This window comes from Streptomyces sp. NPDC048002 (assembly GCF_040653275.1).
GTDB lineage: Bacteria > Actinomycetota > Actinomycetes > Streptomycetales > Streptomycetaceae > Streptomyces.
Map to the genome: position 1 here is coordinate 101,566 of NZ_JBEZNL010000002.1, position 15,325 is coordinate 116,890.

At 72.0% G+C, this 15,325-nt stretch carries 10 protein-coding genes; 3 read left to right on the forward strand and 7 right to left on the reverse strand.

The window, feature by feature from the left end; translation table 11 throughout:
• Window positions 1–123 precede the first annotated feature (123 nt).
• From AB0E07_RS03480 to AB0E07_RS03490, 3 genes are all read right to left on the reverse strand, one after another.
• Window positions 124–1,611, reverse strand: coding sequence for a serine/threonine-protein kinase (locus AB0E07_RS03480; RefSeq protein WP_362246806.1), 1,488 nt, complete (start codon window positions 1,609–1,611; stop codon window positions 124–126).
• 38 nt (window positions 1,612–1,649) lie between these two features.
• Window positions 1,650–2,306, reverse strand: a complete 657-nt coding sequence (locus AB0E07_RS03485; protein ID WP_362245945.1) for a hypothetical protein — start codon at window positions 2,304–2,306, stop codon at window positions 1,650–1,652.
• A gap of 256 nt (window positions 2,307–2,562) precedes the next feature.
• Window positions 2,563–4,926 (reverse strand): N-6 DNA methylase, encoded by a 2,364-nt coding sequence (locus AB0E07_RS03490; RefSeq protein WP_362245947.1) that lies wholly within the window; start codon window positions 4,924–4,926, stop codon window positions 2,563–2,565.
• A 210-nt stretch (window positions 4,927–5,136) separates the two neighbouring features.
• Here AB0E07_RS03490 and AB0E07_RS03495 point away from each other — a divergent pair, with 210 nt between their 5' ends.
• The gene (locus tag AB0E07_RS03495; RefSeq protein ID WP_362245949.1) at window positions 5,137–5,859 is read left to right on the forward strand and encodes a hypothetical protein; all 723 of its coding nucleotides are present in this window, start codon (window positions 5,137–5,139) and stop codon (window positions 5,857–5,859) included.
• A 166-nt stretch (window positions 5,860–6,025) separates the two neighbouring features.
• Window positions 6,026–6,829, forward strand: a complete 804-nt coding sequence (locus AB0E07_RS03500) for a hypothetical protein (protein WP_362245951.1) — start codon at window positions 6,026–6,028, stop codon at window positions 6,827–6,829.
• Between the two features lie 13 nt (window positions 6,830–6,842).
• On the opposite strand, the gene AB0E07_RS03505 is transcribed toward AB0E07_RS03500, so the two are convergent.
• On the reverse strand, window positions 6,843–7,607 hold the full coding sequence (locus tag AB0E07_RS03505) for an HNH endonuclease family protein (protein ID WP_362245953.1): 765 nt from the start codon (window positions 7,605–7,607) through the stop codon (window positions 6,843–6,845).
• A gap of 138 nt (window positions 7,608–7,745) precedes the next feature.
• Between AB0E07_RS03505 and AB0E07_RS03510 the strand changes: the two genes are divergently transcribed.
• A complete protein-coding gene (locus AB0E07_RS03510) occupies window positions 7,746–7,931 on the forward strand; it encodes an Rv0909 family putative TA system antitoxin (RefSeq protein WP_362245955.1) in 186 nt (61 codons plus the stop codon).
• A 95-nt stretch (window positions 7,932–8,026) separates the two neighbouring features.
• Here AB0E07_RS03510 and mfd read toward each other — a convergent pair whose 3' ends face one another.
• From mfd to AB0E07_RS03525, 3 genes are all read right to left on the reverse strand, one after another.
• Window positions 8,027–11,560 carry a transcription-repair coupling factor gene (gene mfd, locus AB0E07_RS03515; RefSeq protein ID WP_362245957.1) on the reverse strand — a complete coding sequence of 1,178 codons (3,534 nt, stop codon included), beginning with the start codon at window positions 11,558–11,560 and terminating at the stop codon, window positions 8,027–8,029.
• A gap of 312 nt (window positions 11,561–11,872) precedes the next feature.
• On the reverse strand, window positions 11,873–14,452 hold the full coding sequence (locus AB0E07_RS03520; RefSeq protein ID WP_362245959.1) for an FtsX-like permease family protein: 2,580 nt from the start codon (window positions 14,450–14,452) through the stop codon (window positions 11,873–11,875).
• Window positions 14,449–15,237 (reverse strand): ABC transporter ATP-binding protein, encoded by a 789-nt coding sequence (locus AB0E07_RS03525; protein WP_362245961.1) that lies wholly within the window; start codon window positions 15,235–15,237, stop codon window positions 14,449–14,451. Before AB0E07_RS03525 ends, AB0E07_RS03520 begins: the two co-directional genes overlap by 4 nt.
• Window positions 15,238–15,325 lie beyond the last annotated feature (88 nt).

Consider the following 15,325-nt stretch of genomic DNA (forward strand, 5'->3'; position numbering starts at 1 on the left):
AAGTCTTGCGGTGATCGATGGTAGGCAGTGGCCAGGCTCTGGCCAACCCATTCGACCAACGATTCACCAGGACTTCGGGCACCGGCGCGCTCGTTCCGCCCCGAGGGTCCACCCTTGCGCGGGCTAGCCCCGGACCTGTCCGAGCCACTGGAGCGTCCGCCGGACGTCCGTGGCCAGCGGGTGGGCGGGGCCGTGCAGGCGTTCCACGTCGTGCAGCAGGCGCACCAGGGTGTCGTGCGCCGCGGCCCGGTCGCCGAGCGCGAGGAGCAGGTGTCCGATGCGGCGGCGGACGTCGTGGGCCAGCTCGGGATCGCCCGCCACGTACTGGTTCTCGTAGTACGGCAGCAGTGTCCGGTACTCGTTGAGCGCCGCCGCCGGGTCGCCGAGCTGCTCCAGGCACTGGGCCGCGTCGTAGCGGAAGCGCAGGGACTGGGGGTCGGCCTGGCCGGCCTCGGCGGCGCGTTCGGTGGCGAGGCCGCGCAGGACGGGCAGCGCGCGCCGGTACTGGCCGTCGTCCATGAGCGTGGCCGCGTACTGCTTGCGCAGGGTGCGCACCACGGGTGAGTGCTCGCCGTGCTGTTCGGCGGCGACCGGCAGGATCGAGCCGAGGAGGTCGACGGCCTGGGTGATCCGGCCCTCGCCGAGCAGCCGCTTGACCTCGTCGACGGCGCGCGCGACATCGGGCTTCCCGGCCGCCGGGGGCGGCGCGGGCGTCGGCTGGGGCGCGGGCGTGCGCGCCCGGTCCGGCCACGGCGCGTGCGGGCGCAGGAAGGGGCGCGTGGGGTCGAGGGGCGACCCGGTGGGCATCCCGCGCGCGGGCAGCAGCCGCGCCAGGTCCTCGTAGACCTCCTGGGCCGAGGCCGGGCGGTGCTGCGGGTCCTTGGCCAGCAGGCGCAGCACGAGCGATTCGAGCGTCTCGGGGACCTCGGGGCGCATCCGCCGCACGGGCAGCGGCGGCTCGTACAGGTGCCGGTGCAGCACGCCGAGGGCCGTCGAACCGGAGAACGGGACGTCTCCGCTGAGCAGTTCGTGCAGCAGCACACCGAGCGCGTACAGGTCGGTGTACGGGCCGACCGCGCCGCCCATGGCCTGCTCGGGCGCCATGTACGCGGGCGAGCCGATGGGGGTGCCGGTGTGCGTGAGACGGGTGGTGTCGGCGTCCATGACGGAGGCGACGCCGAGGTCGAGGACGGTGACCGTGCCGTCCTGCTTCACCATCACGTTCCGCGGCTTGAGGTCGCGGTGGACGATCGGCACGGCGTGCACCGCGCTCAGCACCGCGCACAGTTGCGCGGCGACCGCGACCGCCCACTGCCAGGGGTACGGATCGTGCTCGGCGAGGTGGTCGGAGAGGTCGGCGCCGTCGACGTACTGCATGACGAGGAACAGCTCCTCGCCCTCGGTGCCCGCGTCGTGCACGGTGACCAGACCGGGGTGGTCGACCTGCGCGGTCACCCGGCACTCGCGCAGAAAGCGGCGGCGCAGTTCGTCCGCCTCCTGCCCCGCCACCTTGTCGGGGCGCAGCAGCTTCACCGCGACGCGGCGGTCGAGCCGCTGGTCGTAGGCCGTCCAGACCTGGCCCATGCCGCCCTGGCCGATGAGCGTGGACAGTTCGTAGCGGCCGGCGACGACACGCCCCGTCGTCACGGTCACCTTCCGCCCTCGTGCTCGCCGTTGCGGCCGTCGTGGTTGCGCAGGTAGTCGCTGAGTTCGTCGAGCTCGGCGCGCACCTGGTCGATGCGCGCGGGCGCGGGCCGCTGCGGCGGCGGGGGCGTGGACGCCGGGCCGGGCGGCGTCGCGTCCTGGGGCCGCTGCGGGTGGGCCATCGGCTGGTGCGGCATCGGTGCGGGCGGCTGCTGGATCGGGGTCGTCGAGTACGGCTGCTGCGGCTGCGGGTGGGACTGCGGGTAGCCGTAACCGACGGAGCCGTGCCCCTGCACCGTGGTGGCCCCGGGCGGCGCGTACCCGCCGTACGCCGGGAGCCCGCGGTTGTGCAGGCGGATGTCCATCACCAGGAAGTACACCGCGCTGAACGCGCCGAGCAGCAGGACCGCGCCCACCGCGATGTCCGACCTCACGTCCGACTCCGGCACCGAACCGACCACCGCGAAGCACGTGATGGACACCGGCAGGCTCACCCAGGCCAGCAGCCAGTCCGGCCACCGCCCGCGCAGGAAGGCCACCCGGAACAGCGGCACGCAGGCGAGAATCCCGCAGGACAGGAAGCCGCAGGCCGCGAACAGCACGCGCAGGGAGATGACGGTTGCCGCGCTGCGAGACGGCGGCGCCGCACCATGGCCGTACATGACTGCTCCTGGACCGGTTGGCCGTTGGGGACGGACGGACGAACGACAGAGTTCGAGCGTATAGGCCGACACGGACAACCGGTCCCGGGTTGTACCGAACCGTTGTCGACCTGATCACTTCCCGTCGGCCGGTGGCTGGGCCGGGGGCTCGGTCGGGGACTCAGACGGGGCCTCAGACGGGGGCTCGGTCGGGGACTCAGACGGGGCCTCAGACGGGGGCTCGGTCGGGGGCTCGGTCGGGGGCTCGGTCGGGGGCTCAGTCGGGGGCGACCGTCCCGTCGGTCAGGCCGTCGTACATGCCCCGCACCAACTGGTCCCCGAGCCGGCTCGCGTGCCGCAGGGCCCGCTCGAACTCGTCGAGCGCCCGGAAGCGCGCCCCGTAGCGCCGCTGTTCGTCCAGCGGCAGCCTGGGCAGCTGGAGGCGGCGCACGTCCAGGCGGGTGGCGGTGGAGGCGTAACTGCTGGCCCGGCGGTTGTTGGCGGTCCCGCGCAGGAAGCCGGCCAGGAACCAGGGGTCGAGCGCCGCGCGGTCGGGACGCAGCAGCACCAGGCTGCGCCCGAGGGCGGCTCCCGCGGTCGCCTCGTCGATCACCCGCGCCATCGAGCCCCCGCCGAGCACCGGCACCACCACGTCGCCCGGCTCGGTCAGCACGGGCTCCTCCTCGCTCTCGGGCAGTGTCCCCGAGGGGGCCGTCCCGGCGAGGACGTCGGTGTCGGTGAGCACCGGCACGCGCGCGTGGCCGCCGTTCCCGCCGGTCCGCATCACCAGCGCGCCCCCGCGCGCGAGTTCGCCCACGGTGGTCAGCGGCCAGCGCACGGCCCCGGCGCCCTCCGCGGGCGGCGGGGTCAACTCGGCGGCCCGCCCCAGGGTCGCGCCGAGGCGTTCACGCACGGCCGTCAGCGCCTCGGCACCGTCGGCCGCCGCGGGGGGCGGCAGGTGGCGGGCGGGGGCGAGGTCCACGTCGTCGTCGAGCAGGTCGATGACGGGCAACGGGCGAGCCAGGCCGGGGCGTTCGTCGAGGGTGCCGGTGCGGTCGAAGACCTGCCAGGCGTCGAGCACGGCGTCCCGCACGGCCCGCCAGTCGGGACCGCCGCGCCCCTCCGTGGCGAACCGGCCCGCGTCCGCGAGCAGCACCTCGGGCCGCGCGGGCGCCCGGTCGGGCCTGCGCAGCACCCACAGGTGGAGCGGGATGTTGTACGGCGGTGCCGCGCCGACCGGCAGCGCGACCACGGCGCGCAGCGCGCCGCGCCGCAGCAGGTCGGCACGGATCCGGCGGCCGGAACGGCGGGAGGCGGCGGCGGGCGGCATCAGCAGCACCGCGGTACCGCCGTCCCGCAGCCGGGCCAGCGCGTGCTGCACCCAGGCCAGTTCGGACTCGGTGCGCGCCGGGAAGCCGTACTCCCAGCGCGGGTCGTAGGCGAGTTCGTCGTGGCCCCAGTTGCGCTCGTTGAACGGCGGGTGGCACAGGACGGCGTCGGCCCGCAGTGCCGGGTACGCGTCGGCGCGCAGGGTGTCCGCTGCGGCGGAGCGCACGGTGGCGGGGGTGCGCAGGGCGAGCCGGAGCGCGGTGACGGCGGCGAGTTCGGGGGCGCCGTCCTGGGCGTACAGCTCCTGGTCGGGGCGGGGGGTGACCGCGCGCAGGAGGGCTCCGGTGCCGCAGGCGGGGTCGAGGACGGTGCGGGCCGGGCCGGCCAGGTCGGCCATGAGACCGGCGAGTTCGGCCGGGGTGAGCGTGTACTGGCGCGGGTTGGCGTCGAGATGACGGCCCAGCAGGAACTCGAAGGCCTGGCGGGCGCCGCCCAGCTCGGCGGCGAGTTCGGCGGCGCCGCGCAGGAGGGGGGCGGAGGGGAGGACTTCGGGGCCGGTGGGTACGTGGACGGCCGACCTGGGGATCGAGTGCGCGGTCGATTCGCGAACCGGGTTCGCGGTGTTTACGGCGCCTACCGGGTTCGCGGCGTTTACCGGGTTCGCGGTGTTTGCGGCATCTACCGGGCTCGCGGCGTTTACCGGGTTCACAGCACCGGGCGCGTTCAGAGCGGCGGACGCGTTCACACCATCCGGCGAGTTCACACCCTCTGGCGAGTTCACAGCGGCCGGCGAGTTCACAGCGGCCGATGCGTTCCCCGCCCCGCGTGGGTTCACAGCAGCCGACGCGTTTCCACTCCCGCGCGAGTTCACACCCCCGCGCGAGTTCACACCCGCCGCGCCCTTCCGCGGCGGAGTCGCGCCGAACCGCGGCACGAGGACCTGCTCCAGCGCCCCGGGAAGCATCGCCGCGAGCCGCTCGTCGGAACCGGCGGCCACCTCAAGCCACAGCGTCGGCCGGTCATGGATGAGCAGCAGTACGCACCCGGCCTGGGTGAGCGCGGCGACCGGCCCCTCGGGATGCCCCGCGAGCTGCTGCCAGACCCGTTCACGCAGCGGCACCTCAGCCAGTTTGCCCTGCCGGCGCAGCCACGCCTCGACCTCCGCGAGCGCGAAGGAGGGGCTGGTCTCGGTACCGCCCACGGGCTTGGGGAAGTCCGCGTGTCGGCGCCGCCAGTTGCTCACGGCGGCCCGGCCGACGCCCGCCAGCCGGGCGATCCCGGCCGCGGTCACCTCTGTCGCGTTGTCCTGCACCGTCGGCTCCCCTCGCCCCGCCCGATCTGACGCGCACCCGCTCTGTGGCGACGAGCATACCGAGACGCACAGGAACCAAGCATTCACGGGCGTGTACGCACTCCATCGTGTGAACCGTGTTGACTCGGTTCACAAGCTCTGTTGTTATTGACCCATCGAACGGGCAACCGCCAGGGAGAGGCGGTTGTCCCTCAGGGAGGGGACAGAGTCATGGGTATGAAGGGCAAGGTCGCGCTCGGCGCCGTCGTGGGGATCGTCGTCATCGGCGCCGTGTCGGCGAACGCCGGTGACGAGAGCGGTGGCTCCGGCGGCAAGGGCGCCTCCGCCTCCGCGGACCGCACCTCGGGCGGCGGCAGCGGCGAAAGCGGTCGCGACAGCGGCGGCGACAGCACCAAGGGCGAGAAGGCGGACGCGGAGGAAGCCGCCGAGAAGAAGGCCGCGTTCGGCGGGGACGGCGACTTCGAGGTCGGTTCGGACATCAAGCCCGGCACCTACCGCACGACCGGCAACACCGACGGCATGTGCTACTGGGAGCGGGCCAAGGACTCCTCCGGCGAGTTGGACTCGCTGCTGGCCAACGACAATGTGACCGGCACCGGTTACGTCACCGTGAAGGCCGCCGACAAGCTCTTCTCCTCCAGCGACTGCAACGACTGGGAGGCCGTCGACGAGAAGGCGAAGGGCAGCCCGGCCTCGAAGATGTCCGGTGACGCCGGGATGCTCAGAGTCGGCGTCGACATCGCCCCGGGCACCTACCGCTCCACCGGCAACGCGGACGACGCCTGTTACTGGGAGCGTTCGAAGAACGCCGACCACTCGATCGACTCGATCATCGCGAACAACAACGTGACGGGCACCGCCGTCGTCACCATCAGCGCCTCCGACGCCTACTTCAAGACGTCCGGCTGCCAGGACTGGAAGAAGTCCGCCTGACCCGCGGGCCGGCCAGAACCCGGGCCCGCCCGCCACAGGCCACCGCCCCGGCCCACCGGGGCCCCGCGCCGCCGAGCGGGGCACGGCATCGCGCCGCCCCGCTCCGCCCGCGCCATCCACCATCGCACCGGCGCCCCGCGCGCTCCGTCATCACCGAGGATTTCCCATGCGTCGCACCGCACTCGCCGCTCTCTGTCTCACCGCCGTCGCCTCCCTCGCCGTCACCGGCTGCCAGGGCGACAAGGACACGACGGACGGCAAGGCCAGGGACAAGACAGGCACCAGCACCGGATCGTCCACCGGGAAGAAGGACGAACCGAAGGAGGCGTTCGCCGGACTCACCGGCGGGGAGATCGCCGAGCGGGCGATCGAGGCCACCTCCGGCGCCGACTCCTTCCGGATCGCGGGGGACATCCCCGACGAGGAGTCCGGCGGCACCATCACCATGGACATGGCCATCGACCGCAAGGGCGACTGCGCCGGTCACCTCAGCATGGACGGTGAGGGCCGCGCCGATCTGATCAAGAACGGCGACACCGTCTACATGAAGTACGACGAGGACTTCCTGCGCGCCCAGAGCGAGGGCGAGCCCGAGGCCGACGTCGACGCCGCGGTGGCGCTGCTGGCCGGGCAGTGGACCAAGATGTCCGCGAAGGGCGAGGGCGCCGAGGAACTCGCCGACTTCTGCGACGTCGACACCCTCCTCGGCGGCGCCGACGACGCCCAGTCGGACGCGACCCGCGGGAAGACCACCACGGTGGACGGCACACCCGCGCTCACCCTGCACGAGAAGGACGGGAAGGACGACCACACGCTGTACGTGGCCACCGAGGGCCAGCCGTACGTGCTGCGGATGGTCAGCACCACGGCCACCGACCCCGGCTCGCTGACCTTCAGCGACTACGGAAAGCCGGTGCCCGCGGAGAAGCCGGCCGGCGACATCCTGGACCTGGACGAGCTGGGCGCCTGACCCGAGGGCGGCGTCAGCCTCCGCACTGCTGGAGCATCATCCGCTGGTCGGCGGCCGTGACCGGCAGCTCGTACTTGAGCGAGACCTGCGCGAAGCGCACCGCGTACGAGCAGCGGATGCCCTTCTCCGGGGGGAGCCAGGACGCGGGGCCCGAGTCGCCCTTGGAGCTGTTGGTCGGACCGTCGACCGGCATCAGGTTCAGCGGGTCGTTGGCCAGTTGCTTCCGCTTCTCCTCGCTCCAGCGGGCGGCGCCCATCTGCCAGGCGTACGAGAGCGGCACCACGTGGTCTATCTGCACCGCCGTGGCCTTCGCCTTCTTCCAGGCGATGTCCTTGCCGGTGTACGGGTCGTACAGGTCCATCGACACGACCACGCAGTCGGAGCCGCTCCGGAACTCGACGTGCTGTCCGTGGAGTTTCAGGAGGTCGTTCCGCGTGTCGCAGCCGTTCCTCGCCAGCGGCACCCCGTCCGCCGTGTCCATCCAGGCGTAGCCGAACTCGTCCCGGTCGTAGCCGGTCTTCGGGCCGCGCCCCTTGGTCCCGGTCTTCTCGATCAGGTCCCGTGCGTCGGCGCGGTCGGCCTCGGCGGTGATCGCCGCGAGGCCGGGCCGGGTGCCGTCGGGGTTGTCCAGGGGGCTCGCGGCCCGGCCCGAGGCCGGTCCCGCGGCGGAGGCGGGGTCGTCCAGGGGCAGATCCCCGATGTCGTCGCAGCCCGTGAGGGCGAGTGCCGTACCGAGCAACGCGGCGCCGACCGCCGTCCCGCCCGTCAGTCGCTTCACGACGTGCCCCTCCCCTGTGTGCCGTTGTCCGGCTCCACCGTAGCCGGGAAGAGGTCCAGACCATATGGGCCGAAAACGCGCATGAGGCATATCACGGGCGTATCGTCGGTCCTGAGTCGCCTCCGGAAGGAGCTCTGGATGGGCATCCTCGACAGGTTCAAGAGCCACCGCGGAGCACAGGACAAGGCCAAGGGCATGTCCGACACCGCGGAGAAGAAGGTCAACGAGAGGACGGGCAACAAGTACGAGGGCCAGGTCGACGACGCACAGAAGAGAGCTGAGGGCGCGCTCGGCATGGACCGTGACAGGCCCGAACAGCAGTAACCCACGAACCACCCTGGGAACCGAGGCCGTCCGCGAGACCCACCACCCGCGGACGGCTTCGTACGGTCCGGAGCCCGGACCCGGGCGGCCCGGCGCTACGAGCCCAGCACCGACGCCAGGAACTCCCCCACCCAGCCGAGCAGTTCGCGCCCGACCAGCGGCTTGCCGCCGACCTTCGCGGTCTTCGGGCGCGGCACCAGCACCTGGTGCACGGCCGGCTTGATCACCGTCCCCGGGTACAGCCGCTTCAGGCGCAGCTCCTGGGACTCCCTCAACTCCACCGGCGCGAAACGGATGTTGGCGCCCTGGAGGACGATCTCGCCGACCCCGCAGGCGCGGGCGAGCATCCGCAGCCCCGCCACCAGCAGCAGGTTCTCCACCGGCTCGGGCAACTTGCCGTACCGGTCGACGAGTTCCTCGCGTACGGCCTTGATGTCCTCCTCCGTGTTGGCGGAGGCGATGGCGCGGTACGCCTGGAGGCGCAGCCGCTCGCCGGGCGCGTAGTCGTGCGGGACGTGCGCGTCGACCGGAAGCTCGATCTTGACCTCCAGCGGCGGCTCCTCCTCCACGCCCCCTTCGAGCGAGGCCCGGTAGTCCGCCACGGCCTCGCCGACCATGCGGACGTACAGGTCGAAGCCGACGCCCGCGATGTGGCCGGACTGCTCGCCGCCCAGGAGGTTGCCCGCGCCGCGGATCTCCAGGTCCTTCATGGCCACGTACATGCCCGCGCCCATCTCCGTGTGCTGGGCGATGGTCGCCAGGCGCTCGTGGGCGGTCTCGGTGAGCGGCTTCTCCGGCGGGTAGAGGAAGTAGGCGTAGCCGCGCTCGCGGCCGCGGCCGACCCGGCCGCGCAGCTGGTGCAGCTGGGAGAGGCCGAAGTTGTCGCCGCGCTCGACGATGAGGGTGTTGGCGTTGGAGATGTCGATGCCGGACTCGACGATCGTCGTGGAGACCAGGACGTCGAACTTCTTCTCCCAGAAGTCGACGACGACCTGTTCCAGCGCCTGTTCCGACATCTGGCCGTGGGCGGTGGCGATGCGGGCCTCGGGGACGATCTCGCGGAGCCGGGCGGCCGCGCGGTCGATCGACTCGACCCGGTTGTGGATGTAGAAGACCTGGCCCTCGCGCAGGAGTTCACGGCGGACGGCCGCGCCGATCTGCCTCTCCTCGTAGGGGCCGACGAAGGTCAGCACCGGGTGCCGCTCCTCCGGCGGGGTGGTGATGGTGGACATCTCGCGGATGCCGGTGACCGCCATCTCCAGGGTGCGCGGGATCGGGGTGGCGGACATGGTGAGGACGTCGACGTTGGCGCGGAGCTTCTTCAGCTGCTCCTTGTGCTCGACGCCGAAGCGCTGCTCCTCGTCGACGATGACCAGGCCGAGGTCCTTGAACTTCGTCTCCGAGGAGAACAGCCGGTGGGTGCCGATGACGACGTCCACGGCCCCCTCCCTCAGGCCCTCCAGGACCGCCTTGGCCTCGGTGTCGGTCTGGAAGCGGCTGAGGGCGCGGACGTTGACCGGGAACTGGGAGTAGCGCTCGGAGAACGTCCCGAAGTGCTGCTGCACCAGCAGTGTGGTCGGCACCAGCACCGCGACCTGCTTGCCGTCCTGTACGGCCTTGAAGGCGGCGCGGACCGCGATCTCGGTCTTGCCGTAGCCGACGTCGCCGCAGATCAGGCGGTCCATCGGGACCGTCTTCTCCATGTCCTCCTTGACCTCGGCGATGGTGGTCAGCTGGTCGGGCGTCTCCGCGTAGGGGAAGGCGTCCTCCAGCTCCCGCTGCCAGGGGGTGTCGGGGGCGAAGGAGTGGCCGGGGGCGGCCATCCGGGCGCTGTACAGCTTGATCAGGTCGGCGGCGATCTCCTTGACGGCCTTCTTCGCGCGGGCCTTGGTCTTCGTCCAGTCCGCGCCGCCGAGGCGGTGCAGGGTGGGCGCCTCGCCGCCGACGTACTTGGTGATCTGCTCCAGCTGGTCGGTGGGGATGTAGAGCCGGTCGCCGGGCTGGCCGCGCTTGGCGGGGGCGTACTCGACGACGAGGTACTCGCGGGTGGCGCCCTGCACGGTGCGCTGGACCATCTCGATGTAGCGGCCCACTCCGTGCTGTTCGTGGACGATGTAGTCGCCCGCTTCGAGGGTGAGCGGGTCGATGGTCTTGCGGCGGCGGGCGGGCATCCGGGCGCCGTCCTTGCCGGCCGCCTTCTGGCCGGAGAGGTCGGTCTCGGTGAGGACGGCGAGCCTGAGCGCCGGGTCGACGAAGCCGTAGTCGATCGAGCCGCACGCGACGTGGACGAGGGAGGGGCTCAGGGTGGTGAGGTCGGCGTCCAGGCGGGCGGCGATGCCCTCGCCGCCGAGCACCTCGACGGTGCGGGCGGCGGGGCCGTGGCCCTCGGTGACGTAGACGGCGCGCCAGCCGTCGGCGAGCCAGCCCTTGGTGTCGGCGAGCGCCTTGGCGGTGTCGCCGCGGTAGGTCTCGGGGGCGTGCATGCCGAGCTTGAGGGTGTCGGCCTCTTCGAGGGCGTCGTCCGCGGCGAACGGGGACACCGACCACCACATCATGTCCAGTTCGCGGGCGCGGTCCCGGACGTCGGCGATGGACCACAGGGAGGCCGCGCCGACGTCGATGGGGGCCTCGCCGCCGCCCGCGGTGGCCGCCCAGGACGCCTGGAGGAACTCCTGGCTGGTGGCGACGAGGTCGGCGGCGCGGGTGCGGACCCGCTCCGGGTCGCAGACCAGGGCCATGGCGCCCTTGGGCAGGACGTCGATCAGCAGTTCCATGTCGTCGACGAGGACCGGCGCGAGGGACTCCATGCCCTCCACCGCGATCCCCTCGGCGATCTTGCCGAGCAGTTCGCCCAGCTCGGGGTGTTGTTCGGCGAGGGCGCGGGCGCGGGCGCGTACGTCGTCGGTGAGCAGCAGTTCGCGGCAGGGCGGCGCCCACAGTCCGTGCTCGGCGATCTCCAGGGAGCGCTGGTCGGCGACCTTGAAGTAGCGGATCTCCTCGATGTCGTCGCCCCAGAACTCGATGCGCAGGGGGTGTTCCTCGGTGGGCGGGAACACATCGAGGATGCCGCCGCGCACGGCGAACTCGCCACGTTTCTCGACGAGTTCGACGCGGGAGTACGCGGCGGCGGCGAGGGCCTCCACGGTGGCGTTCAGGTCGGCGGTGGAGCCGGTGCGCAGGGCGACGGGTTCCAGGTCGCCGAGGCCCTTGACCTGGGGCTGGAGCACCGAGCGGACGGGGGCGACGACGACGGAGACCGGGCCGGTCTCGGGGTCGTCGGGGCGGGGGTGCGACAGGCGCCGCAGGACGGCGAGGCGGCGGCCGACGGTGTCGCTGCGGGGGCTGAGGCGCTCGTGCGGGAGGGTCTCCCAGGACGGGTACTCCACGACGCCCTCCGGGGGGAGGAGGGAGCGCAGGGCGGCGGCCAGGTCCTCGGCCTCCCGGCCGGTCGCGGTGACCGCCAGTACGGGGCGGGCGGCCTCGCGGGCCAGGGCGGCGATGGCGAAGGGGCGGGCCGCCGGGGGGCCGACGAGGTCGACGTGCATGCGGTTGCCGTCGGTGGCCGCGGTGATCGCTTCCGCGAGGGCGGTGTCCTTGACGACGGCGTCGAGCAGACCGTGCAGGCTCATTCGGGGCGGCTTTCGTCCGGGGGGTGGGCAACACGAGCAGCCCGACGCGCGTCGCGGGCCGGGGGTGTCTCCAGCGTACGTCGGGGCGGGGTGGTGTGGGCGCCTACGGGGTTGCGCCCCGGCCGCCCCTCGTCCGCCCGGGCGGGCGCCAGTGGGTTTCGCCCCCGCCGCCCCTTCCCGTCCCGAACCCGGGGGCTGCCGCCCCCGGACCCCCGCTTCGGCCCCGAAAGGGCCTCGTCCTCAAACGCCGGACGGGCTGAAAGATCAGCCACGCCCGGCGTTCGAGTCCCCCGCAACCCCCGTGTGCGGTGGCTATTCCGTCGCGATGGCGTTCAGGACGTTCATCCGGCCTGCCCGGAAGGCCGGGATCAGCGCGGCCAGGAGGCCCACGAAGGCCGAGCCGACGAACACCCAGCCGATGGTGACCCAGGGGATCTCCAGGACCTTCAGGCCCTCCAGGGCGAGCAGCTGCTGGGCCGTCGCGCCCCAACCCATGCCGAGGCCCAGGCCGAGCAGGGCGCCGAAGAGGGCGATGACCACCGACTCCAGGCGGATCATGCGGCGCAGCTGGCGGCGGGAGAGGCCGATGGCCCGCATCAGGCCGATCTCCCGGGTCCGCTCCACCACCGACAGGGCGAGGGTGTTCACCACACCGAGGATCGCCACGATGATCGCGAGGGCGAGCAGGCCGTAGATCATGTTCAGGAGCTGCCCGATCTGGTCCTTCAGGGCTTCCTTGTAGTCGGTCTGGTCGCGCACGGTGTACTGCGGGTAGTCGTGCAGCGCCGACTTCAGGGACGTGTACGCGGCGTCCTGCTGGCCCTCCTTGGCGGAGGCGAAGACCAGCTGGTCGAGGGGCATCCGGTCGGCCGGCACGTACTTGGCGAGGGTGGCGATCGAGGTGTACTTGGAGCCCGCGTCGATGACGACGTCGCTGCTGGTGATCGCCCGGACGGTGAGTTCGGCCGTCTCGCCGCCCTTGAAGGCGACCTCGATCTTCGAGCCGAGCGTGATGCCGTGGTCCTTGGCGAAGGTCTCGTGGACGGACATCGAGTCGGGCTTGTAGGCGTCGGCGAGGTTGCCGGCGACCGTCTCGGTGCGCAGGTCCTCGGCGTACGTCGGGTCGGCCGCGGTGATGTCGGTGTCCTTGAGCGTCTTGCCGTCGGGCGTGGTGTAGTCCGCCTCGGCGATCTTGTACTCGGTGACCCGTTCCAGTCCCGGCGCCGCCTTGACCGCGGCGACGGCCTCCGGGGTGACGAGCTGCCCGCTGTCGGACTGGATGATGAAGTCGGTGCCGACGGTCTTGTCGAGCTGGTCGGTGGCCGAGGCGACCATGGAGGAGCCGACCACCGACAGACAGGCGACCAGCGCCAGGCCGATCATCAGGGCGGCGCCGGTGGCCCCCGTACGGCGCGGGTTGCGCAGCGCGTTGCGCTCGGCCATGCGGCCGACCGGGCCGAAGACCCGCAGGACGACGGCGCCCAGGACACGCACCACCCCGCCCGCCAGCAGCGGTCCGATGACGACGAAGCCGATCAGCGAGAGCACGATGCCGAGGCCGAGCCAGAGCGAGCCCTCCTTGGCCTGGTCGGCCGAGGCGGCGAGGTAGAGGCCGTAGGCGCCGCCCGCGGTGAGCAGGGTGCCGAGCACGGCCCGGACCACGCCCGCCTTGGCGTCCGCCGGGGCGCCGGCGTCCCGCAGGGCGGCCATCGGGGAGACCTTGCCCGCGCGGCGGGCCGGCAGATAGGCGGCGAGGACGGTGACGACCACGCCGAGGACCAGGCCGACCACCGGGGTCGTCCAGGCGATCGTCAGGTCGGAGGTGGACAGTTCCATGCCCATGGAGCCCATGAGCTGCATCAGGCCGATGGCGAGTCCGACGCCCGCGCCGACGCCGAGGACCGAGCCGAACACGCCCAGCAGCAGGGCCTCCACCAGCACCGACCGGTTGACCTGCTTGCGGCTGGAGCCGATGGCCCGCATCAGGCCGATCTCGCGGGTGCGCTGGGCGACCAGCATGGAGAAGGTGTTGATGATCAGGAAGATGCCGACGAGGAAGGCGATCCCGGCGAAGCCGAGCATCGCGTACTTCATGACGTTCATGAAGCCCTCGACGTCCTTCTGGTTGGCGTCGGCGGTCTCCTTGGCGGTCTGCACCTTGTAGTCGCCGCCGGTCGCGGCGAGCACGTTCTTCTTCAGCGCCGCGTCCGAGACGCCGGCCGCCGCGGTGACGTTGACGTTGGTGTAGACGTCCGGCTCGCCGATCAGGGCCTGCTGGGCGGTCCTGGTGTCGAGGTAGAAGATCGCCGCGCCGGGGTTGGTGACCTGGAAGTCGGCGATGGCGGAGATCCGCGCGGTGTGCGTGCCGACGGCGGTGATCACGCCGATCTCGTCGCCGAGCTTCAGGTCGTGCTTGTCGACGGTGTCCGCGTCGACCATCACCTGGTCGGGGCCCCGGGGCGCCGTACCGGAGGTGATCTTCATGGTGCGGGCCTCGTTGGCGTTCCAGCTGCCGACGATGGTCGGGGCGCCGCTGGTCGGCGAGAGGCTGTCCTTGTCGCCGTCGACGACGGTGACGGAGGTGGAGAAGACGGTGCCCTCGGCCGACTTCACTCCCTCGGCGCCGCGCACCTCCTCCACCACGGAGGCCGGCATGACCGGCGGCTTCCCGGTGTCGTTGGTGGTCTCGCCGGTGTCGGAGGCGTCCTTCGAACTGACCGTCACATCGGAGGAGGTGGCGGCGAAGAGCTTGTCGAAGGTGGTGTTCATGGTGTCGGTGAACACCAGCGTCCCGCAGACGAAGGCCACCGACAGCAGTACGGCCACGGCCGAGAGGGCCATGCGCCCCTTGTGCGCGAAGAAGTTGCGCATCGAGGTCTTCATGACGGTCATGACGTACGCCCCCGGGCGTCGAAGTCCTTCATGCGGTCCAGGACGGCCTCGGCGGTCGGCTTGAACATCTCGTCGACGATCCGGCCGTCGGCGAGGTACAGCACGCGGTCCGCGTAGGAGGCGGCCACCGGGTCGTGGGTGACCATGACGATGGTCTGGCCGAGTTCGTCGACCGAGCGGCGCAGGAAGCCGAGCACCTCGGCGCCGGCCCGCGAGTCGAGGTTTCCGGTCGGCTCGTCACCGAAGATGATCTCGGGCCGGGCGGCCAGTGCCCGGGCCACGGCGACCCGCTGCTGCTGGCCGCCGGAGAGCTGGGTGGGGCGGTGCTTGAGGCGGGAGGAGAGCCCGACGGTCTCCACCACCCGCGCCAGCCACTCCCGGTCCGGCTTGCGGCCCGCGATGTCCATGGGCAGCGTGATGTTCTCGATCGCGTTCAGCGTCGGCAGCAGGTTGAACGCCTGGAAGATGAAGCCGATCCGGTCCCGGCGCAGCCGGGTGAGCTTCTTGTCCTTCAGCCCGGTGATCTCGGTGTCGTCCAGGTAGATCTGCCCGCCGCTCACGGTGTCGAGGCCGGCGAGGCAGTGCATGAGCGTGGACTTCCCGGAGCCCGAGGGGCCCATGATCGCGGTGAACTGCCCCCGCATGATGTCCACGTCCACGTGGTCCAGGGCGACGACGCGGGTCTCTCCCGACCCGTACGCCTTGACGACCTGCCGCGCCCGGGCGGCAACGGCCGTACGCCCTCCAGTGTCCCCGTGCCTGGGAATGGTCACGGCCGATGTCATGGCAAGTCTCCTATGTCGGTCAGCAAGTGGGTCGTGCGAGGCGGTACGTGGAAGAGTCTGGTCGCGGCGGGGGTTCGGCGCGCTGGTG

What these genes read in the sequence shown, in the direction of transcription:
- AB0E07_RS03485 (WP_362245945.1), bottom strand. Translation starts at nt 2,306, where the DNA reads ATGTACGGCCATGGTGCGGCGCCGCCGTCTCGCAGCGCGGCAACCGTC.
- AB0E07_RS03495 (WP_362245949.1), top strand. Translation starts at nt 5,137, where the DNA reads ATGGGTATGAAGGGCAAGGTCGCGCTCGGCGCCGTCGTGGGGATCGTC.
- AB0E07_RS03500 (WP_362245951.1), top strand. Translation starts at nt 6,026, where the DNA reads ATGCGTCGCACCGCACTCGCCGCTCTCTGTCTCACCGCCGTCGCCTCC.
- AB0E07_RS03510 (WP_362245955.1), top strand. Translation starts at nt 7,746, where the DNA reads ATGGGCATCCTCGACAGGTTCAAGAGCCACCGCGGAGCACAGGACAAG.
- mfd (WP_362245957.1), bottom strand. Translation starts at nt 11,560, where the DNA reads ATGAGCCTGCACGGTCTGCTCGACGCCGTCGTCAAGGACACCGCCCTC.
- AB0E07_RS03520 (WP_362245959.1), bottom strand. Translation starts at nt 14,452, where the DNA reads ATGACCGTCATGAAGACCTCGATGCGCAACTTCTTCGCGCACAAGGGG.
- AB0E07_RS03525 (WP_362245961.1), bottom strand. Translation starts at nt 15,237, where the DNA reads ATGACATCGGCCGTGACCATTCCCAGGCACGGGGACACTGGAGGGCGT.